Genomic DNA, 19,596 nt, shown 5'->3' with positions numbered 1-19,596 from the left:
TCTAACTTATCTAGTTTCCAAATGTCATGGCGCAGTCTGCTGAACGCTTTGAAACTCAAGCGGTTCAGCCAAATGTAAAGTGCGTGTTGGGAAGGCAATTTCACCGCCATTATCCTCAATCACCTGTGCAATCTTCAACAAGACATCTTCTTTAATATGATGAAAAGTTACCCAATCAGTGGTTTTGGTAAAGGTATAAACTAATAAGTTCAATGAAGACGCTGAAAACTCTAAGAAATTCACAATTAGGGTTTGGTTGGTGTCTATTTCAGGATGATTTTTTAACATCTCACGAATTCCATCGCTAATGGCTTTAACACGATGCACATCGTTATAACGCACCCCCACGATCTCTTTGATACGGCGATTACTCATGCGTGATGGGTTCTCGATAGAAATATTAGAGAAGGTTCCGTTTGGAATATACAAGGGGCGTTTATCAAAAGTACGCACGATGGTCATGCGCCAGCCAATTTTTTCAACCGTCCCTTCTAACTCTTGATTTGGAGAACGAATCCATTCGCCAACCACAAAGGGTTTATCCATATAAATCATAAGGCCACCAAAAATATTGCCCAGTAAATCTTTTGCAGCAAACCCAACAGCAACACCGCCCATGCCCCCAAAGGCCAATAAACCGGTTAAATTAACATGAAACGCACTGAGAATAATTAAACCCGTAATGACAAATGCCGTGAGTTTAATGATTTTAACCAGCGCCTCAACGGTGACTTCGTCTAGGTGTTCGTCATGACGAGCATAGAGCTTGAGCTCCCCTTCCAGACGATTGACCACCCGAATGACATACCAACCCAGCGCTAAGATTAAAACCGAAGATTTGGTGGATTCAACATAATCCATCAGCGTTAAACCCAACTGAAAAGTCGTGAGGATTGAACTTAAAGCTAAAACAGAACCATTGACCCAAATAAAAAAGCTGACCGGAGAGATGGATCCATCCACAAATGCATCCAAAACATGCTTTTTTTTGCGCGCCAATAAATAATGCGTTTTTCTAATTAAGGTTCTGGTGACCAGATCAATCACGAGCGTGGCCGTTAAAATGACCATTACAATTAATAACCAAACATGACCGCCAAATACGGCAACTAAATTAGGCCAGTTTTGTTCTATGTAAGGAAAGATCATTTCCATTAAATTAACTCCTGTTGTCCATCTTGCGATAGCGCTCTATTAACAATTAAACTGGCTGCTTGCCATAAAGGATTGGTTGCCAGTTGCGCATAATGGTGGTGCGCATGTCCATGTAATCGAATTAAGCGGGCGTGTGACAAGGGATTGGCACTGACTTTTAATTGCGCCAATACTTGAACGGCTTCTTGCGGAGAATTACACACCAACGCCAAATCACACCCAGCATTCAGTGCCATGGCAACGCGTTGGGTCACATCGCCATAAGCACTCGCAGCATGCATGGATAAATCATCACTGACGATAACGCCCTCAAAATGACATTGCTGGCGCAAGACCTGTTTTAACCAAGTGGCTGAAAAACCGGCCGGCAAATCATCCACTTTGGGATAACGCACATGCGCAGGCATAATGGCATCAACGCCATTTTCAATTAACTTTAAAAAGGGTTGTAAATCTTGAAGTCTGATTTGTTCAAAGCTTCGCTCATCAACGGCAATTTCTACATGAGTATCTGCTTGAATATAACCATGCCCAGGAAAATGTTTGGCCACAGCCGCCATGCCGGCTTCTCGCATCCCCTTCATTAACCTAAAGGCCAACTTACCCACCACGATGGGATCACTGTGAAACGCTCTATCCCCGATCACTCGGCTATCGCCATAATCCAAATCCACAACAGGGGTAAAACTAAAATCGACACCCACGGACAACAGCTCAGTGGCTAATAACCAGCCTGCTTTTTCGGCCAAATCTAAGGCCTTGTCGGGGGCTTGTTGATATAGTTTGCCCAAGAGTCCCATCGGCGGAATGCGGGTAAAGCCTTCTTTAAAGCGTTGTACTCTGCCACCTTCATGGTCCACCCCAATTAACAGTCGTGGATGACGCAAATTGTGGATGGTTTCACAGAGTTCAGCGATTTGTTGTGGTGATTCATAATTACGCGCAAATAAAATAACCCCAGCCACCAAAGGATCCAGCAATCTTACTTTTTCGTGAGGTTGCAGTTGCGTGCCTGCCAAATCGACCATTACGCAACCTAATGGCATCGACTCTCCGGACAGTTTTTTCATCATAAGTGTTTTTCTTTTCGGTTAAGTGACATTTGCGCTAAGATGAGATTAATACTTAGCAAAGGAGCGCTTTATGTCAGTGGATATTATGAGTTTAGAAAATTTTTTACTGGGTTTTACCGTGATTAACTTTGGATTTTTACTGTTAAGTTTTGCCATTTGGCTGTTTGCTCAGCCACTGATTTGTCGATGGTATTGTCCATTACTTAAAATGACCGAAGCACAATTTTCACAGACCTATTTTGTGATTTTAGCCATTTATAAAATACTCATCGTCATTTTTGGCTTAACCCCCTATTTGGTTTTAAAACTTTGGCTTTAGGAATTAGGCTTTAAGCACTAACGACTTTGGCGACTGCGAACATCCAAACTGTCTCGCCATCGGTCGCCGGCGATGTTCACCGCCAGCACCACCAGCATTAAGGCCAAACCGGGTGCGAGCACCAAATGCGGAGCGACCAATAAATACCGCGTGCCTTCCCGAATCATACTGCCCCAAGAGGCATCTGGGGCTTGTACCCCTAATCCTAAAAAACTTAAACCGGCTTCAGAAATAACCGCTCCAGCGATGCCAAAGGTGGCCTCCACCCCTAGGGGCGCTAAAATCAACGGCATTAAATGACGGGTCATAATCACCCAGGTGTTCGAACCCAAGGCTTTAGCGGCCAAAATATGTTCACGGTGTTTTAGGCTGAGGGTTTGCGCCCGCGCCAAACGCGCATATCCCACCCAGCCAACCACCACCAATGCAAATACCACATTCTCAATGCCGGGTCCTAAGATTGCAGCAAGGGCAATCGCTAATAATAAACCCGGAAACGCTAAAAATACATCAATCAATTTGGTAATCAGCTTATCTACCCAACCACCTTGATAGGCCGAATAAACGCCAATTGTGGTGCCAATAATGGCAGAAAAAACCACCACGCCCAGCGCCACCACAAAAGAAGTTTGCGCCCCTAACACCAAGCGTTGCCAAACAGATCGCCCTAATTCATCCGTTCCCAGTAAAGCATCAGTCGAAGGTGGCTTTAAAAACCCAGCAAGGTTCACCTGATTAGCCGACTCGCCTATCGCAAACGCGCCTAAGGCCATCAAAACCCAAATAATCAGTAGCAAATAAGCGAAGCGATTCATCATTTGGCTAACCTAATCCGAGGGTCTAAGGCGGCATAGACAATTTCGGTTAATCCATTCACCGTAATGTAAGCCACGCTGATAATTAAAATACATGCCTGCACCACTGGATAATCACGACGCTGAATCGACTCCACCAAAAGTTGCCCTAAGCCCGGCCAATCAAACACCACTTCGGTAATCACCGCTCCGCCTAAGAGCGTGCCTAACTGTAATCCCAAAATGGTCACCACGGGTAATAATGCATTGCGGAGCGCATGATTGCCATAAACGCCCCAAGCCGATAAACCCTTGGCTTGTGCGGTGCGGATGTAATCTTCATGAAAAATCTCTAGTAAAGAGGCACGTAACATCCGCGCAAGAATGGCAGCCAAGGCGGTGCCCAGGGTCACTGAGGGCAAAACCCACGCCCAAGGTTGTTCTGCACCACTCACAGGAAACCAAGCCAAACCTATCGAAAAAGCTAAAATCAACATAGGTCCTAGCCAAAAGTTTGGAATAGAAACCCCAACTAAAGACACGGTCATTGCCATATGATCTTGCCAACGCCCTGCTTTCAAAGCAGCCCATAAGCCCAGCGGAAAAGAAATCAATAAAGCAATCGCCAAAGAAGATAATGCCAGTTGCAAGGTATAGGGAAAACGCTCACCAATTAAGCTCGACACAGGTTGATTAAAAAACAACGACTGCCCCAGATTACCTTGCACCAACCCTAACCAATAATTTAGATACTGCTGGGTTAAGGGTAGATTTAACCCTAACTGTTCACGCAAGGCTTCTTCATCCGCCGGACTGGCCCAATCGCCTAACATCACCGCCACCGGATCACCAGGCACCAGATGAATCAATAAAAACACCAAAGAACCCACCACCCAGGAAATAAAGGCCACATTAATTCCTAAGCGCATTAAATAGCTGATCATAAATTAGCCTTCATAAATCACCCATCATGCTTCAATCACCACAGGGGTGCCAACAGCAATTAAATCAAACAGCTTCACCAAATCGCTATTGCGCATACGAATACAACCATGAGAGAGTGCAATCCCCATCGGTTCGGTATCGGGGGTTCCGTGAATATAAATATAACGCTGCATGGTATCGACGCTTCCTAAACGATTTTTGCCTTTTTCCGTGCCGGATAACCATAAAATACGGGTTAAAATCCAATCTCTGTTGGGGTAGGCTTGGCCTAAAGCTGGCGTGTAAATCTCACCGGTTGGACGACGACCTTTAAATACCGCATTTAGCGGTTCATCCTGCCCGATTTTGGCACGCACAAGGTGTTTTCCTAAAGGGGTTTGGTTGGAACCTTTCTCACAGCCAACGCCATTTAAAGCGGTGCTGACGGCACACTCCAATATGACCTCTAGGCCATCAAGAAGATACGCTGTTTGTTGTGATACCGAGATAACCAGTTTCAAAATTGCACCTTTAACCTTTTCAACCTGATGAGTTCTTAGCCTAGTTAACCACTTCAGGTTGCCAACCTTGACTGCGCAACACATCTAATAAATCATCTTCAGGTAATAAATACCACCCCTCTTGACTGACCAACTGGGCGGTTGCTTGGGCATTTTGATAATTGACGACCAAAGGCAATCCACTATCCGATTGTTCAACGCGATAGTCGTTTAACAAGGCTAAAAGTTGCTCAATTTTAACCAGGCCTGTCTGCTCATTGGCTTGAATTTTAATGGCACGAGCCTTTTCAGCCCGATATTCTGCTAAAGAAACCACCTGCTCAGCATCCAGTTTAATACCGCCGTTAAAAGAGTCTTCCGCCACTTCGCCAAAAACCAATACCACGGTATCGACTTTGAGAATTTCTCTAGAGGACTCAAATACCGCCGGTTTTAAAACCACTTCTAAACGCGCCGTCTGGTCATCTAATGCCAAAAACCCCATCTTGGTTCCGGATTTGGTCACTTTAGCGCGGGTTTCAACAATTAAGCCTGCCGCCCAGCGTTTGTTCCATTTTTCGGGTTTTAAACTGCTCAAACGATATCCAACGATAGCATCCAGTTCTTGACGATAGGCATGAATTGGGTGGCCTGTCATGTAATGACCCAAGACTTCTTTTTCGTGTTTGAGTTTAACCTTGTCGATAAAAGGAGCAACATCCAACAAAGTATCGGCATTTTCGTCTTCAAACGCCATCAAATCGCCAAACAAATCGCTTTGACCCGCGTCAATATCTTTTTGTTTTTGTTCGGCTTTTTGAATTGCCATTGGCAAGCTTTCTAACATAGCATTACGATTATCATGCAAACAATCAAATGCCCCAGACAAAATCAAAGCTTCCATAACGCGTTTATTGGCTTTTTTATTGGAACGCATACAAAAATCAAACAAGTCTTTATAAGGCCCATCTTGCTGACGCGATTCAATAATGCCCTCTAACGCCGCAGCACCCACGCCTTTAATCGCACCCAATCCATAATAAAGTTCTTCTTGACCTTTAGGTTTGCCTTTGACGGCTTTAAAGTGGATTTGGCATTCATTAATATGCGGCTGACGCACTTTTAAACCCATCGAATAACACTCATTGACCATGTGAACCACCTTGTCGGTGTTGTCCATATCTGATGAAATCTGTGCAGCCATAAATTCAGCCGGGAAATGCGTTTTGAGCCAGGCCGATTGATAAGACACCAAAGCATAGGCGGCGGAGTGAGATTTGTTAAATCCATAACCGGCAAACTTTTCTACCAAGTCGAAAATTTTCATCGCTAGGTCGCCATCGACATTATTCTTGATGGCACCTTCTTTAAAGATAGAGCGTTGCTTTTCCATCTCTTCAGGTTGTTTTTTACCCATGGCACGACGCAGCATATCCGCACCGCCAAGCGTATAACCCGCCAAGACCTGTGCAATTTGCATGACCTGTTCTTGGTACAAAATAATCCCGTAGGTCGGCTCTAAAATCGGTTGCAACGACATATGCTGATATTGCGCATCTGGATAAGAAACCTTTTCTTTACCATGTTTACGGGCAATAAAATTGTCCACCATTCCCGAATCCAATGGCCCGGGACGGAACAAGGCGACCAAAGCGATAATGTCTTCAAAACAGTCGGGTTTTAGTTTAACAATGAGGTTCTGCATACCCGAAGATTCCAGCTGGAAAATCCCCGTGGTTTTACCCGTTTTAATCAACTCAAAAACTTGCGGATCATCCAGCGGAATTCGCGCAATATCCACAAACCCTTCGTCTCCCGGTTTTTTGCCGGCGTTAATTTCTTGCAAAGCCCAGTCGATAATCGTGAGGGTTCGCAGCCCCAAGAAGTCAAATTTAACCAGGCCTGCATATTCCACATCGTTTTTATCCAGTTGCGTGACCACGCTATTGCCATCAGCATCACACAAAATGGGGCAATAATAATCCAGTGGTTTGGGGGCGATCACCACGCCACCGGCGTGTTTACCGGTATTACGCACAGTGCCTTCGAGCTTGAGCGCCAAGTCTAAGAGTTGCTTAACATCTTCTTCGGTGTCATAACGCTGTTGCAATTGTTCTTCTTGCTTAAGAGCGTCTTTGAGCTTAATACCCAAATCATTGGGGATCAATTTGGCGATGCCATCTACCATGCCATATCCCAAACTCAGCACTCGCCCAACATCACGCACCACCGCTTTGGCAGCCATGGTACCGAAAGTGACAATTTGCGATACATGGTCTTTGCCGTAGTTGCGTGACACATAGTCAATCACTTCATCACGACGATCCATACAAAAGTCGACATCAAAGTCGGGCATGGAAACCCTTTCTGGGTTTAAGAAACGCTCAAACAGCAAATCATATTCAAGCGGGTCAAGGTCGGTAATCTTAAGCACATAAGCCACCAAAGAACCTGCACCCGAACCCCGCCCTGGCCCCACCGGAACCCCATGATCTTTACCCCATTGAATAAAGTCGGCAACGATAAAGAAGTAACCGGGGAATCCCATTTGGATAATGATGTCGAGCTCAAACTTGAGGCGTTCGTCATATTCTTTACGCTTTTCTGCAAATTCTTCCGCTGATAAATGGCCATATAAAAACGCTAAACGCTCTTCCAAGCCTTTTTGCGATTCATCAATAAAATACTCAGCCTCGGTCATGCCCTCTGGCACCGGGAAATCCGGTAAGAAATAAGTACCTAGTGTTAAACTTAAACTACAACGCCGAGCAATTTCTACTGTATTTTCAATGGCTTCTGGAATATCTTTAAACAGCTCAATCATTTCTTCTGAACTGCGAAAATATTGTTCTTCAGAATAACGCTTAGGACGATTGGGGTCTTCTAATACAAAGCCTTCGTTAATGCAAACTCGCACTTCATGTGCATCAAAATCTTCAGGCTCTTCAAAACGCACATCATTGGTGGCCACCACCGGAATCTCATAACGCGATGCCACCTCGAGTGCATCGGCAATATAGACTTCTTCGTTTTCACGGCCGGTGCGCACCAACTCTAGATAAAAACGCTCTGGAAAATATTGTTGCCACCACTTTAAACGAGAAGCCACCAAATTGGGTTTTTCTGCCAAGATGGCTTGCCCCACATCGCCCTCTCGGCCCCCGGACAGCACAATTAACCCCTCATTGCCTTGCGCTAACCAGCTTTGTTTAATCAAAGCACGGTTTTGGTTGTCGATGACTTTTTGGTTCTTTAAATAGGCCTGTGAAATTAAATGCGATAAATTCAAATAACCTGGGGTGTTTTGACATAACAGCACCACTTTAAACACTTCACCGGCATCATTTTCAATCCAAACATCGGCGCCAATAATGGGTTTTACCCCTGCACTCATGGCTGCGCCATAAAATTTTATCAACGCAAACAAGTTAATATGGTCAGTCAAAGCCAAAGCAGGTTGTTGATTTTTTGCGGCTAAACCAACCAAAGGTTTCACTTTAAGTGTTGAGTCAATCACAGAGTATTCTGAGTGAACATGAAGGTGTACAAATTGCGTCATAGAAAGTGGCGTATCGTCTTAGGTGATTTTATTTATAATATGCGGTGTATTCTATGCCAATTTGTCTGATAACGCTGACAAAATAGGCTTTTTTATAACACCGTTTTTTGTTGACATTTATGGCCAGACCTATTCAAAAACCTTTTTGGCTTGACCCTTATCCAGTGCTGTTTCCACCCACGCAACTGGCCTTAACCGACCCAGATGGATTATTGGCCATAGGGGGCGACCTCTCGCCTGAATGGTTGTTAAATGCCTATCAAAAAGGTATTTTCCCTTGGTTTAATGAAGACGACCCCATCTTATGGTGGTCACCCAATCCGCGTTCTGTTTTATTTTTAGAGAATTTAATTGTTCGTAAAAGTTTAATAAAAGTGATTCGTAAACAAAAGTTTACGGTGACTTTAGACACGGCTTTTGAAAAAGTGATGGAAAACTGTTCAAAAATAACCAGGCCTGGTCAAAATGGCACCTGGATTTTACCGAAAATGCGTGACGCCTATACACAGCTCCATCAAAAAGGACATGCCCATTCGGTAGAGGTTTGGCAAAACGGCGAATTGGTTGGCGGATTATACGGCGTTGCGCTGGGTAAAATGTTCTATGGCGAATCGATGTTCAGTCTGGTTTCAGATGCTTCCAAGGTGGGTTTTGTGGCTTTATGCCAACAGCTTAAGGCTTGGGGATTTGAAATTATTGACAGTCAGGTTGAAACCCAACATTTAAAATCCCTCGGAACACAGCTCATTACGCGCGAACATTTTGAGTCAATCTTAAAGCGAAACACGCAAAAAAAATTCCCTCCAAAAGCTTGGCAATTTGAAGTCGATTGGCAAGCCCCTTTTTTGGCAATCCCATGTGATTCTTCTCACCAAAGCAGCGCCCTTTAAAAACTCTGAGTTTTTTCAAAAAGATAAGTCATATAATTTTAATTGTATATTAGTGTTGTGACTGGTATAATCCGCGCTTATTTTTTACAAAGGTGCCTAATAAGCAGGTTTTTATGTCTAAACAAGATGTTATTGAATTTGATGGCGAAGTCATCGACACCCTACCCAACACTATGTTCAAAGTCCGCTTAGAAAATGGTCATGAAATTCTGGCGCACATCTCAGGTCGTATGCGTAAAAACTACATTCGCATCCTTGCAGGTGATAAAGTTAAAGTTGAATTAACGCCTTATGACTTAACCAAAGGTCGTATTACCTATCGCGGTAAATAATCTTTTAAAGCCATTTTAAAGATTCCCCTTAAAAAGCCCCGCTTAAAATTTATTTTGGCGGGGCTTTTTGTATAATAGTTAAAATAAATAAATTTAATAAGGAATCAAAATGTTGAAATTGGCCGTCTATGCGTTTGCTCTTTTATCATTTTTAGTCACACCTATGGTTCATGCCAGTGATGAACACAACCCCCTAGAAAAACAATATTCGCCAAAATTTAAACAGTTTCCACCGCCAGCCCCAGGTAGTCCTCCAAGTTATTTCACCATGGAAAAAAATGTGGTCAATTTTAGGGGTGAAGGTAAAGCAAAGTTTTTAGCCGTGGATTTGAAGTTTATGTCTTACTATCCTCAAGTTGTCGCTGAAGAAGGTGAAATGGAACATCTACGCCCAATTCTAAAAAACAATTTAGATCGTGTTTTAAGAAACCAAACCTACACCAACTTAAGCAAGCCGGATGGCCCAGATATTTTGCGTGAAGAAATTTTAAAAGAAGCGCGTAAAATTTTAGAACATCACAATATCTATCCAGACTTGTTAGAAGATGTTTATATCACGCGTTTCGTGATGCAATAAAACGGTCTAACTCCCATTGCCAATCGCCGTTCATCGGCGATTTTGTTTTTTATAATCCGATTTTAAAGGTTGTAACCATGCTTGTTACCCATTCAGGGCGTTTTCACGCCGACGAGATTTTCGCCATTGCGATGATTACCCTACTTGGCCCACAAACCATTACCCGATCACGCGATATGGCGGTGATTCAACAAGCCAATATCGTGTTAGATGTGGGCGCAGAATATGACCCTGCTAACTTAAGATTTGACCATCATCAAAACAGTTTTACAGAAACCCGCGCCGATGGCATTCCGTTTGCCACGGCAGGTTTGGTTTGGCGTCACTATGCTGAGCAAATATTCAAACACCTGGGTTTAAAGGATGCGTCTGAAATTGATTTTGCAACCCAATGGGTAGATCAAAAAATTATTCGTGATATCGATGCCGTTGATAATGGTTGGTTTAATGACGACCCACGCCCTTCTATTTCGCAAGTGATAGGCATGATGAACGCCTCATCGACGGATGATGAGGAACAGCAAACTGCCGCTTTTTATAAAGCCATCGATTTTACCCAAGGGATTTTGGTCAACTTTTTAAAAGCCGCCATGAAAGAAGCTGAGGTTTTTACCGAATTATCAAAATTATTGGCAACCCATATTCAAGATGGCATTTTGATTTTGGATAAAAACCTACCCTTTAAAGATTTTATTCGCTCACACCCAGAAATACAGCGTGTGGTTTACCCAAAAGGTGACGAAGGTTATGGCATTTATTGCAATGGCGCAGAAAATCATTTACCAGAGCGTTTTAGAGGGTTGCGTGCAGATGAATTAAACCCTGTTACAGGTTTAACAGACGCAGTTTTCTGTCATAAGTCTGGCTTTATGGCGGTTTGCAAAAGTTTTGAAAGTGCTTTGTTCATGGCAAAAAGTCAATAAGAGGTTTGAGCAATGTTAAGAAAGCACCTTTTTGACTCACCAGAAGCGCAAACTTTATTCTTAGAACCGACAGCACGCTGGCAAACCATTGCCGGCAATGCACCCGCTACCCAACATGCCATTAACCATGTCTTTTTTTATGATGAAGAAGCCAAAGAGTTTTGGGATGCGCAATCCGCTCAAGATTTGACAGAAAAACTGGATGCCTTGGGGGATATGATTTTTGTGGCTTGGGGCATAGCGCATCACTTACAGCAAACAACGCCCATGGTGGCCAGTCAAATGTCGATTTTATATGTGTTGGATCAACTGCAATTAAAACAACCTTATGAAGTCAGTTTGGCTGTTTTTCAGGAAGTGGTGCGTTCTAATCTCTCGAAGTTTTGTCAACATGAAGCTGAAGCACAACAAACCCAAGCCTTTTATAAAGAGTCCTTGGACGTTGCTGTGAGTTATGAAAAAGTCGATGATTTTTTTGTAATACGCTCCACCCATGACCAAACAGGTATAGATGGTAAAGCCTATCGAGGCGGGAAAATTTTAAAATCTATTCATTTTTCCGAACCTAATTTTTCGCATATTCCGTTAGATTAAATATCAACCCCTCTGCGCCCTATGCACATCATTGATTCTAATCTGCCGATTGTTGCCAAGTTACCCGACATTTTAAAAGCCCTGCAACTCAGTCAGCAAGTGGTCTTGCAAGCAGAGCCGGGCGCGGGTAAGTCAACCCAAGTGCCTTTGAGTTTGCTTAAGGCCGATTGGTTAGGCCAGCAAAAAATCATTATGCTAGAGCCACGCAGATTGTCGGCGCAATCCATCGCGCGTTATTTAGCCAAATTGCTAAATGAACCCATTGGGCAAACCATTGGTTATCACATTCGCAACGATAAAAAGTCTAGCGCACAGACTAAACTCGAAATAGTCACCGAAGGGATATTAACGCGCCGCATTCAGTCTGACCCAGAGCTTAAGGATGTGGCGCTCATCATTTTTGATGAATTTCACGAGCGTTCTTTGCAAGCCGATTTGTCTTTAGCACTCAGTTTAGAAATTCAGGCTGCTTTGCGAGAGGATTTAAAACTCTTGATTATGTCAGCAACCCTTGATGCCCAACAAATTCAAACCTTTTTACCCCAAGCCCATAGTGTGTTTTGTGAAGGTCGCCAATATCCAGTTGACATTGAATATCTGCAATCTTACGCCAATCCACACCAAAATTTTTCACACAAAGCGTTAAATGCGTTAATGCCAACCTTGAGTAAAGCCTTTCATCAAACTCAACAAGATATTTTGGTGTTTCTGCCGGGACAGCGAGAAATTTTAAATGCCATCGCCCAGGCAAAAGAACTCAGCTTAACCCCACAACCTTTGTTACTCCCTTTATATGCAGGATTAAGCGCCCAAGACCAAGATTTAGCCACCAGGCCTGGTCAAAATTCGCAACGAAAAATCATTTTTGCCACCAATATTGCCGAAACCAGTTTAACCCTGCCCAATATTGGTTGTGTAATTGACTCAGGTCTGGCGCGGCAACAAACTTATGACCCTAGCAGTGGCATGAGTCGCTTACAAACTCAAACCATTTCACAAGCTGCCAGCCAACAGCGCTGTGGTCGTGCAGGTCGTTTAGGGCCCGGAAAATGTTATCGACTGTGGACGCAAGCTGAAAACAATCAACGAGCGCCCCATGAAACCGTTGAAATACTGCGTGCTGACCTAAGTCAACTGTGTCTTGAAGTAGCACTCTGGGGTGAAACCGACATCTATCAACTCAACTGGCTAACACCGCCACCCAATAGCCATGTTGCAAAAGCCAAGGCATTGTTGATCGAGTTGGGGTTAATGACACCACAAGGCACGCTACCAGCCATCGGTCAGCAAACCTTGCAAATGGGTTTTGAACCTCGTGTCGCGAAAATGATGAGCTTTGCTCAGCAATCGAATATCGAAGAATGGGTTGTTTTAGCCTGTGATTTAGCCGCTATTTTGTCTGAACAAGACTTCCTTAAAAACCTGAGTGAACGCCCCAGTGTGGATGTTTTAGAGCGGTTAAGTTTATTACACGATTATGTTCATGCCAGACAACATCATCAGCCATTTTCGGCCACGCAAGTGCATTTAAACCGTTTAAAACAAGTTGAACAACTCGGTCAGCAATGGCAAAAACGCTTAGGGGTTAAACGCGCAAACACATTTAACACGGCTGAATTAGCCGAATGGACAGCCGCCCTTTTGGCAATAGCTTACCCAGATCGTATTGCCAAACGCCGCCCAGGTCTTGAAGGCAATTATTTACTGTCCAACGGAAAAGCGGCAAGCATTTCAAATGAGGATCGGTTGGGACAGGCTGCTTGGTTAATTGCGGCAGAAATTGATGGTCAACGACAAGGCGGGCGTATTTTTTTAGCCTGTGAAATAAGCCCGTCGCACCTAGAAAGTCTTTATCAGAGCCAAATTACTCGCTCGACCCGTTATGAGTATGATGCTCAAAAAAATACGCTTCTAGGAATCACTCGACAACAATTTAAGGGGTTGGTTTTGGCTGAACAACCTAGTCAAGAGTTTGATGCCAGCGCATTTCTAATGTGTTTAAAACAAGCCCTTCGGCAGACTCAACTGAGTTTACTAAACTGGACACCCGCATCTGAGCATTGGCTTAAGCGAGCGCAGTGGCTCCATAGTGTTCAAGAAACCTTTCCAGACTTTTCAATGGCTGCGCTTTTAGAAAGTATGGATGATTGGTTGATGCCCTACTGCACCAACTTTAAGAGCTTAAATGATTTAAAAAAATTAAACCTTTTGGCATTGTTACAGAATCGCTTAGATTACTCACAACAGCAAACCCTAGACAAAGATGCGCCTGCGCACTATCAAACGCCAAGTGGTCAAACGGTTGCGATACACTATGAATTACATCGTTCACCTTTTGTATCCGTTAAACTCCAAGAATTATTTGGTCAAGTTCATTCGCCCATCTTAGGTGGATGTCAAGGGCAAGCTCTGACCTTTGAATTGTTGTCTCCGGCCATGCGCCCTTTGCAAGTGACCGCTGACTTACATCATTTTTGGCAAAATTCCTATATTGAAATCGCTAAAGAAATGCGCGGTCGCTATCCCAAACATCGCTGGCCAGAACAGCCGCTTCTTGAAAAACCCGGACACTCTCACAAGAAAAGGTTCTTGAACACTTAAATGTTTAAGCGCTGAATTTTTGAGTCTTGAATGAAATTTTAGCCACAACGGGATACCTGAACTATTAACTAGCCAAACTTAACTATTGCCATCAATCGTAGTGGTATCGGCAAGCGATTATCGTTATCTGGTTATCATCAACCGCATAAACAAGTCGATTTGACTCATCTATGCGTCTTGACCAAAATCCTGAAAGGTTTTCTTTTAATGGTTCAGGCTTACCGATTCCTTCAAATGGCGAACGCATTGCATCAGTAATGAGTTTGTTAATTCGTTTAAGCGTTTTTTTGTCTTGAGTTTGCCAGTAAAGATAATCGCTCCAGGCACATTCAGTCCAAGAGAGAATTTCAATCTTCATCAATTAAACCTTTTGGGATGGTTTTGCCTGAACGATACTGTGCAATAGATTCTTTCAGGTGCGCCACATTGGCAGGCGATTTCAATAAATGTACCGTTTCCATTAGGCTATTAAAATAGTCTTGAGACATCACTACCGCGTTATCAGCATCCCGACGTGTAATGATTGTGACATCAACATTATCGACAACAGAATCCAATACGCTTTTTAGACTGTTTCTTGCGTCTGTATAGCTTACAACTTGCATAAGCACCTCCTTTTTTATTATTTTATCACAACATGGACATTATACTGTACATGTTTATATTTGTAGCGGTTTTTTCGCAAGCTAAACTAATCTCAGAATGAAACGTGCAATATCTGCACGAAAATAATATTCAAATAACGTACGAACTAAGGGAGGTGAGCTAAGACGGGCTAAACGTGCAATAAACGCACGATAATAGTAGTAATATATCAGATAAAAAAAGCCCGATAAATCGGGCTTTTAGAAAGTTGAAGGGTTAAAAAATAAAATTATAAACCCATTTCTTCTTTGATTTGGTCAACCCAAACATCAATGCGTTCAGCGGTTTTTTCAGGTTGCTGATCTTCATCAATCGCAAGCCCCACAAAAAACTCGTTGTCGTCAGTCACTGCTTTAGATTCATCAAACTCATAACCCGCTGTTGGCCAGTAACCCGCTGGAGCGGCACCATTTTCAACCGCGATATCATGCATCATACCCATGGCATCTAAAAAGTACTCTGAGTAATCCGCTTGGTCACCTAAACCAAAACATGCGACGGTTTTATCCGTGAAGTCTATGGTCTTGAAATCTTCCCAAAAATCATCCCAGCTGCTCTGCAACTCACCATAATACCAGGTCGGTTGGCCTAAGATGATCTTGTCATATTTACCAAAATCGGCAACAGAAGCTGAAGCAATATCATGCACTTCAACCAAATCTGCCCCGATTTTATCTTTAATCATATCGGCTACGCGCTCGGTGTTTCCTGTATCCGTTCCATAGAATAGGCCAACTTTGCTCATGGTTTAATCCTTTTTGTTTCTGATTTTTCGGTAAAATACTTTGCTATGAATGGGATTGGACTTTTATCGCCCAAAATTTCATTTATAGCGCATCACTTTATTTGATAGCTGAATTCTAGCACACTTGTTTAGGCGGACAATTCAAAAAAATTTTATCGGTCATTATGAGTAAAACTAATTCTGAAAACGAAATCATTGACTGCTTTCAATGCCGTCACTTTTATGTCACTTGGGAAGCCAGCAATCCTAAGGGTTGTAAGGCGTTTGGTTTTAAAACGCACCTGATGCCCAGTGTCGTGGTTTTAGACGCTTCTGGAGAAAAGTGTTTGAAGTTTTCTCCCAAAAATCCACCGCCACCGCGCTCCAGTAATAAAACAGGTTGGGTCGCTTAAACCTGAGTTTGCTCGGCGGATTTGTTTAACGATGACTGCAAAGTTTGCCAGCAAAAGTGTTCGCCTGGGTCAGTTTTTCGCCCCGGCGAGATGTCATTATGCCCAACTAAATTTTCAGTTTTGATGGTTGGATAAGCTTTCCGCAGTGCCAAAATAATCTTAGCCAGCTGTTCATATTGAATCGGCTCATAAGGCTTATCATCCGTTCCTTCTAACTCTATACCCACCGAAAAATCATTACAGCGTTCACGCCCGTTAAAATTTGATAAACCCGCATGCCAAGCTCGCTGATGAAACGGGACAAATTGAATAACCTGTCCATCCCGTCTAATAAACACATGAGCAGACACTTTTAACTGATGAATTTCAGCATAATACGGGTGCTCTAAGGGATTCAGTTGATTGGTAAACAGTTGCACTACCCCTGGCCCGCCAAATTGTTGCGGTGGCAGACTGATACCATGCACCACAATCAACTCAGGATTGATGTCATTGGGTCGTTCGTCATAATTAGGGCTGGCGACATAGCTTACATTTTTAAGCAGGTGGGTATTTAAATCGATTTCAAAAACAGTTTTTTGGTTGGCCATAGCTGATTTTTTCTAGAGTTTTAGGGGTTCGGAGTGCAGAATTTTCACAGTATGATAGTATAGTATCTTTTAAAATTGATACCAAAGTTTCCTATGTCGTCCATTGAATTTCCAGAGTTTTATTTTTCCGATCTTGTTGAAACCGTCAGTCGAGCCCTTGCCGAAGATATTGGTCAAGGCGACCTAACGGCTGGCTTAATTTCACCCAATGAACAAGCATTTGCCCAAGTTTTTTGTCGCGAAACCGCCATCATTTGCGGACGCCCTTGGGTAGATGAAGTGTTTCATCAAATCGATAAACACCTCACGATAGAATGGTTGGTTGAAGAAGGTCAAAGCGTTGCTAAGGATACTTTAATTTTTACGGTTCAAGGAAATGCGGCACATATCTTAACCGCAGAAAGAACCGCCTTAAATTTTTTGCAAACCCTTTCAGGAACGGCCACTCAAACAGCCACTTACATTCAAGCTATGGGAAACACCCAAACCAAATTACTTGACACCCGTAAAACCCTTCCAGGACTTCGTTTGGCACAAAAATATGCCGTGGCTTGTGGTGGCGGTACCAATCATCGCATTGGTCTTTATGATGCCATTTTGATTAAAGAAAATCACATTATGTCTGCAGGTGGCATTACGCAAGCGGTTCAGGCGGCGCAAAAAATGCACCCTGGTGTGTCGATAGAAGTAGAAACCGAAAACCTCACCGAACTTCGAGAGGCCTTAGATGCTAAGGCCAATATCGTTATGTTAGACAACTTTACCTTGCCACAAATCGCAGAAGCAGTGGCTATCAATAAGCACCATGCCACGCCCGCAAAATTAGAGGTTTCTGGCAATGTAGAACACCAAAATCTACCAGGCTTGGTTAAAACTGGCGTCGATTTTATCTCAACTGGAGCATTAACTAAGCATGTTCAAGCCATTGATTTTTCAATGCGTTTCAAGTTTAAAGAATAAGGCTTATGCAAGATCATATTTTATTTAGCATTGTATTATTACTCACCTTAACGGTGATCATTGTATCCCTGTCGCGTCGAATTCATGTTCCCCCGATACTCAACTATATTTTTGTTGGGATTATTGTTGGGCCTTATGGTTTTGAGTGGATTCGTAGCGAAGGCAATATACATTTCCTAGCGGAATTTGGGATAGTGTTTTTACTCTTCTCGATTGGCTTGGAGTTTTCTCTATCGCAAATGATTGCAATGCGCAAACAAGTGTTTGGCTTAGGCACAGCACAGGTTTTTATCACCACTTTACTGGCTTTTATCATCGGAGAAGTCGTTGGGTTAGACCGTGTGACTAACATCATCGTTGCCAGTGCTTTTGCGCTTTCTTCCACAGCCATAGTGATTAAACAGCTGTCTGAACAATCTGAAATTCAATCGCGCCATGGGAAATCGGCCGTTGGCATCTTAATTTTTCAAGACATTATGGCCATTCCCTTGTTGATTTTGATTCCTGCTTTGGGAACGGCGTCAGCCGATGCGCTTGCCAATGATTTGGCGATTGCCTTTTTGAAAGGTGCTTTTGTGGTGGTGGTCATGTTATTGGCAGGCCGTTATTTATTGCGCCCATTATTTCATGAAGTGGCCTCTTCAAAATCCAGCGAACTCTTTACCCTAACCGTCTTAACGGTGGTATTAACCGCAGCTGCCTTTACCGAAGAAATGGATATTTCCATGACGCTAGGTGCTTTTTTAGCCGGTATGATGCTGGGCGAAACTGAGTTTAGACATCAAATTGAATCTGACATTAAACCTTTCCAAAACATTCTGTTAGGTCTGTTTTTTATCACCGTGGGTATGATGATTTCACCGATGATTGTGATTGAAAACTGGGCAATGATTGCGCTCATTACCTTAGGTATTTTTGTTGTGAAAGGCTCAGTAATTTACGGCATGATGAAATACGGTTTTAAGAAAGAAGAAGGCGTTGCTCTGCGCACAGCCTTATCGGTTTCTCAAGTCGGTGAGTTTGGTCTGGTATTGATTACCCTCGCGCTGAGTTATTCTTTAATAACGGGTGAGTTGGGTCAATTGCTCTTAACCTCTGCGGTGATGAGTATGATGATTTCTGCCTTCTTAATTAAATTTAATGGTCGAATCACCAAGCGTATTTTCTCAAAAACCTATCAACAAAACTTTATCGATATTGAGCATAAAATCGAAATCGATACGCAATACCTCAAAGACCATGTCATCCTTTGCGGCTTTGGTCGTGTTGGTCAAACCACGGCTAAGTTCCTAAAAACATCTGGGGTTCCCTACTTGGCATTGGACTTGGACATCACGCGTGTAAAAGAAGCTCAACAAGCCGGTGAACGGGTTTTTTATGGTGATTCCTCAAGACAAAGTATTTTAGAGGCAACGCATATTGAATCTGCCAAGATTTTAATCATCACCTTCAGTGACTATCACTCCACCCTCAAAATTATTCGCGCCGTTAAAAACCTGCGTACCGATTTACCCATCTTGGTTAGAACCACGGATGACTCCCATGTCAATGATATTTTGGAAGCGGGTGCCACTGAAGTTGTGCCAGATATTTTTGAATCGAGCATCATGTTAGCGTCACATTTGTTGTTAATGATTGGTCATCCACCCAGTCAAGTGCTGCGCCAAACCCGCGAAGTTCGTAAAAACCGTTATCGTTTTCTGGACAATTTTTACCCAGGTGAAATGGATGTGTCTACCAGTGAACAGCATCAGGTTATCGGCAGTATTATTCAAACCATTCCGCTTGAAGAAAGTGCCTATGGGGTTGGCAAAAGACTGCGAGAGTTGCCTTTTAAGGATATGAATATAACGGTTCAAGGGATTAAGCGTGGCAGTGTTAGAGGGGATTCTCCAGATGATAAAACCCGTCTAAGAGCCCACGATATTTTAATTGTGGCTGGATTACCCGAAGATGTCGAAAAAATTACCAGCTTTATTCGATTGGGTCGCTGATAGGACTCTGATAGGTCGCGCTGATTTTC

General features: G+C 43.1%; 20 protein-coding genes. 10 read left to right on the top strand and 10 right to left on the bottom strand.

Annotated elements, in window-relative coordinates:
- Positions 1-24: 24 nt before the first annotated feature.
- Together THMIRH_RS06375 and nagZ are read right to left on the bottom strand one after the other, a co-directional pair.
- Positions 25-1,155: a mechanosensitive ion channel family protein gene (locus tag THMIRH_RS06375; RefSeq protein ID WP_198415217.1), complete on the bottom strand. Its 1,131-nt coding sequence runs from the start codon at positions 1,153-1,155 to the stop codon at positions 25-27.
- Positions 1,155-2,228, bottom strand: a complete 1,074-nt coding sequence (gene nagZ, locus THMIRH_RS06370) for a beta-N-acetylhexosaminidase (protein WP_243831395.1) — start codon at positions 2,226-2,228, stop codon at positions 1,155-1,157. Before nagZ ends, THMIRH_RS06375 begins: the two co-directional genes overlap by 1 nt.
- Positions 2,229-2,298: 70 nt before the next feature.
- Here nagZ and THMIRH_RS06365 point away from each other — a divergent pair, with 70 nt between their 5' ends.
- Complete coding sequence (locus tag THMIRH_RS06365; RefSeq protein ID WP_173291300.1) at positions 2,299-2,547, top strand: DUF6868 family protein; 249 nt, start codon at positions 2,299-2,301, stop codon at positions 2,545-2,547.
- 17 nt (positions 2,548-2,564) lie between these two features.
- Here THMIRH_RS06365 and THMIRH_RS06360 read toward each other — a convergent pair whose 3' ends face one another.
- The 4 genes from THMIRH_RS06360 to dnaE are packed head-to-tail and all read right to left on the bottom strand — an operon-like array spanning position 2,565 to position 8,324.
- Complete coding sequence (locus tag THMIRH_RS06360) at positions 2,565-3,365, bottom strand: ABC transporter permease (RefSeq protein ID WP_173291299.1); 801 nt, start codon at positions 3,363-3,365, stop codon at positions 2,565-2,567.
- Complete coding sequence (gene nikB / locus THMIRH_RS06355; protein ID WP_173291298.1) at positions 3,362-4,285, bottom strand: nickel ABC transporter permease; 924 nt, start codon at positions 4,283-4,285, stop codon at positions 3,362-3,364. Before nikB ends, THMIRH_RS06360 begins: the two co-directional genes overlap by 4 nt.
- A gap of 24 nt (positions 4,286-4,309) precedes the next feature.
- Entirely contained in the window at positions 4,310-4,786 is a 477-nt protein-coding gene (locus THMIRH_RS06350; protein ID WP_243831394.1) for a L,D-transpeptidase, read from the bottom strand.
- Positions 4,787-4,826: 40 nt separating this feature from the next.
- A complete protein-coding gene (gene dnaE / locus THMIRH_RS06345; RefSeq protein WP_173291296.1) occupies positions 4,827-8,324 on the bottom strand; it encodes a DNA polymerase III subunit alpha in 3,498 nt (1,165 codons plus the stop codon).
- A 119-nt stretch (positions 8,325-8,443) separates the two neighbouring features.
- On the opposite strand from dnaE, the gene aat reads away from it, so the two are divergent.
- The 6 genes from aat to hrpB all read left to right on the top strand — a co-directional run bounded on the left by aat (position 8,444) and on the right by hrpB (position 14,241).
- Positions 8,444-9,214, top strand: coding sequence for a leucyl/phenylalanyl-tRNA--protein transferase (gene aat / locus THMIRH_RS06340; protein WP_173291295.1), 771 nt, complete (start codon positions 8,444-8,446; stop codon positions 9,212-9,214).
- Positions 9,215-9,327: 113 nt separating this feature from the next.
- Positions 9,328-9,546, top strand: a complete 219-nt coding sequence (gene infA / locus THMIRH_RS06335; protein WP_173291294.1) for a translation initiation factor IF-1 — start codon at positions 9,328-9,330, stop codon at positions 9,544-9,546.
- Between the two features lie 109 nt (positions 9,547-9,655).
- Positions 9,656-10,123, top strand: coding sequence for a flagellar basal body-associated FliL family protein (locus THMIRH_RS06330; protein ID WP_173291293.1), 468 nt, complete (start codon positions 9,656-9,658; stop codon positions 10,121-10,123).
- 77 nt (positions 10,124-10,200) lie between these two features.
- Positions 10,201-11,046: an MYG1 family protein gene (locus THMIRH_RS06325; protein WP_173291292.1), complete on the top strand. Its 846-nt coding sequence runs from the start codon at positions 10,201-10,203 to the stop codon at positions 11,044-11,046.
- A gap of 12 nt (positions 11,047-11,058) precedes the next feature.
- Entirely contained in the window at positions 11,059-11,640 is a 582-nt protein-coding gene (locus tag THMIRH_RS06320; protein WP_173291291.1) for a pyrophosphohydrolase domain-containing protein, read from the top strand.
- A 21-nt stretch (positions 11,641-11,661) separates the two neighbouring features.
- Entirely contained in the window at positions 11,662-14,241 is a 2,580-nt protein-coding gene (gene hrpB / locus THMIRH_RS06315; RefSeq protein ID WP_173291290.1) for an ATP-dependent helicase HrpB, read from the top strand.
- A 91-nt stretch (positions 14,242-14,332) separates the two neighbouring features.
- Here the strand turns inward: hrpB and THMIRH_RS06310 are convergent, their stop codons facing one another.
- The 3 genes from THMIRH_RS06310 to fldA all read right to left on the bottom strand — a co-directional run bounded on the left by THMIRH_RS06310 (position 14,333) and on the right by fldA (position 15,631).
- A complete protein-coding gene (locus tag THMIRH_RS06310) occupies positions 14,333-14,599 on the bottom strand; it encodes a Txe/YoeB family addiction module toxin (protein WP_173291289.1) in 267 nt (88 codons plus the stop codon).
- The gene (locus THMIRH_RS06305; RefSeq protein WP_173291288.1) at positions 14,589-14,846 is read right to left on the bottom strand and encodes a type II toxin-antitoxin system Phd/YefM family antitoxin; all 258 of its coding nucleotides are present in this window, start codon (positions 14,844-14,846) and stop codon (positions 14,589-14,591) included. The genes THMIRH_RS06310 and THMIRH_RS06305 overlap by 11 nt, the downstream gene beginning before the upstream one ends.
- 269 nt (positions 14,847-15,115) lie before the next feature.
- Entirely contained in the window at positions 15,116-15,631 is a 516-nt protein-coding gene (gene fldA, locus THMIRH_RS06300; RefSeq protein ID WP_173291287.1) for a flavodoxin FldA, read from the bottom strand.
- A 164-nt stretch (positions 15,632-15,795) separates the two neighbouring features.
- On the opposite strand from fldA, the gene THMIRH_RS06295 reads away from it, so the two are divergent.
- The gene (locus tag THMIRH_RS06295; protein ID WP_173291286.1) at positions 15,796-16,023 is read left to right on the top strand and encodes a uracil-DNA glycosylase; all 228 of its coding nucleotides are present in this window, start codon (positions 15,796-15,798) and stop codon (positions 16,021-16,023) included.
- On the opposite strand, the gene ampD is transcribed toward THMIRH_RS06295, so the two are convergent.
- Positions 16,020-16,613 (bottom strand): 1,6-anhydro-N-acetylmuramyl-L-alanine amidase AmpD, encoded by a 594-nt coding sequence (gene ampD / locus THMIRH_RS06290; RefSeq protein WP_173291285.1) that lies wholly within the window; start codon positions 16,611-16,613, stop codon positions 16,020-16,022. The genes THMIRH_RS06295 and ampD overlap by 4 nt on opposite strands.
- 93 nt (positions 16,614-16,706) lie before the next feature.
- On the opposite strand from ampD, the gene nadC reads away from it, so the two are divergent.
- The gene (gene nadC, locus THMIRH_RS06285; RefSeq protein ID WP_173291284.1) at positions 16,707-17,573 is read left to right on the top strand and encodes a carboxylating nicotinate-nucleotide diphosphorylase; all 867 of its coding nucleotides are present in this window, start codon (positions 16,707-16,709) and stop codon (positions 17,571-17,573) included.
- A 5-nt stretch (positions 17,574-17,578) separates the two neighbouring features.
- Positions 17,579-19,567 (top strand): cation:proton antiporter, encoded by a 1,989-nt coding sequence (locus THMIRH_RS06280; RefSeq protein ID WP_173291283.1) that lies wholly within the window; start codon positions 17,579-17,581, stop codon positions 19,565-19,567.
- Positions 19,568-19,596 lie beyond the last annotated feature (29 nt).

Origin of the sequence: Thiosulfativibrio zosterae (assembly GCF_011398155.1) — a bacterium.
GTDB lineage: Bacteria > Pseudomonadota > Gammaproteobacteria > Thiomicrospirales > Thiomicrospiraceae > Thiosulfativibrio > Thiosulfativibrio zosterae.
This window is presented reverse-complemented; position numbering and strand designations above follow the sequence as displayed.

Bases quoted from the DNA above. Each gene is read 5' to 3' on its own strand.
- THMIRH_RS06375 (WP_198415217.1), bottom strand. From the start codon at position 1,155: ATGGAAATGATCTTTCCTTACATAGAACAAAACTGGCCTAATTTAGTT.
- nagZ (WP_243831395.1), bottom strand. From the start codon at position 2,228: ATGATGAAAAAACTGTCCGGAGAGTCGATGCCATTAGGTTGCGTAATG.
- THMIRH_RS06365 (WP_173291300.1), top strand. From the start codon at position 2,299: ATGTCAGTGGATATTATGAGTTTAGAAAATTTTTTACTGGGTTTTACC.
- THMIRH_RS06360 (WP_173291299.1), bottom strand. From the start codon at position 3,365: ATGATGAATCGCTTCGCTTATTTGCTACTGATTATTTGGGTTTTGATG.
- nikB (WP_173291298.1), bottom strand. From the start codon at position 4,285: ATGATCAGCTATTTAATGCGCTTAGGAATTAATGTGGCCTTTATTTCC.
- dnaE (WP_173291296.1), bottom strand. From the start codon at position 8,324: ATGACGCAATTTGTACACCTTCATGTTCACTCAGAATACTCTGTGATT.
- aat (WP_173291295.1), top strand. From the start codon at position 8,444: ATGGCCAGACCTATTCAAAAACCTTTTTGGCTTGACCCTTATCCAGTG.
- infA (WP_173291294.1), top strand. From the start codon at position 9,328: ATGTCTAAACAAGATGTTATTGAATTTGATGGCGAAGTCATCGACACC.
- THMIRH_RS06330 (WP_173291293.1), top strand. From the start codon at position 9,656: ATGTTGAAATTGGCCGTCTATGCGTTTGCTCTTTTATCATTTTTAGTC.
- THMIRH_RS06325 (WP_173291292.1), top strand. From the start codon at position 10,201: ATGCTTGTTACCCATTCAGGGCGTTTTCACGCCGACGAGATTTTCGCC.
- THMIRH_RS06320 (WP_173291291.1), top strand. From the start codon at position 11,059: ATGTTAAGAAAGCACCTTTTTGACTCACCAGAAGCGCAAACTTTATTC.
- hrpB (WP_173291290.1), top strand. From the start codon at position 11,662: ATGCACATCATTGATTCTAATCTGCCGATTGTTGCCAAGTTACCCGAC.
- THMIRH_RS06310 (WP_173291289.1), bottom strand. From the start codon at position 14,599: ATGAAGATTGAAATTCTCTCTTGGACTGAATGTGCCTGGAGCGATTAT.
- THMIRH_RS06305 (WP_173291288.1), bottom strand. From the start codon at position 14,846: ATGCAAGTTGTAAGCTATACAGACGCAAGAAACAGTCTAAAAAGCGTA.
- fldA (WP_173291287.1), bottom strand. From the start codon at position 15,631: ATGAGCAAAGTTGGCCTATTCTATGGAACGGATACAGGAAACACCGAG.
- THMIRH_RS06295 (WP_173291286.1), top strand. From the start codon at position 15,796: ATGAGTAAAACTAATTCTGAAAACGAAATCATTGACTGCTTTCAATGC.
- ampD (WP_173291285.1), bottom strand. From the start codon at position 16,613: ATGGCCAACCAAAAAACTGTTTTTGAAATCGATTTAAATACCCACCTG.
- nadC (WP_173291284.1), top strand. From the start codon at position 16,707: ATGTCGTCCATTGAATTTCCAGAGTTTTATTTTTCCGATCTTGTTGAA.
- THMIRH_RS06280 (WP_173291283.1), top strand. From the start codon at position 17,579: ATGCAAGATCATATTTTATTTAGCATTGTATTATTACTCACCTTAACG.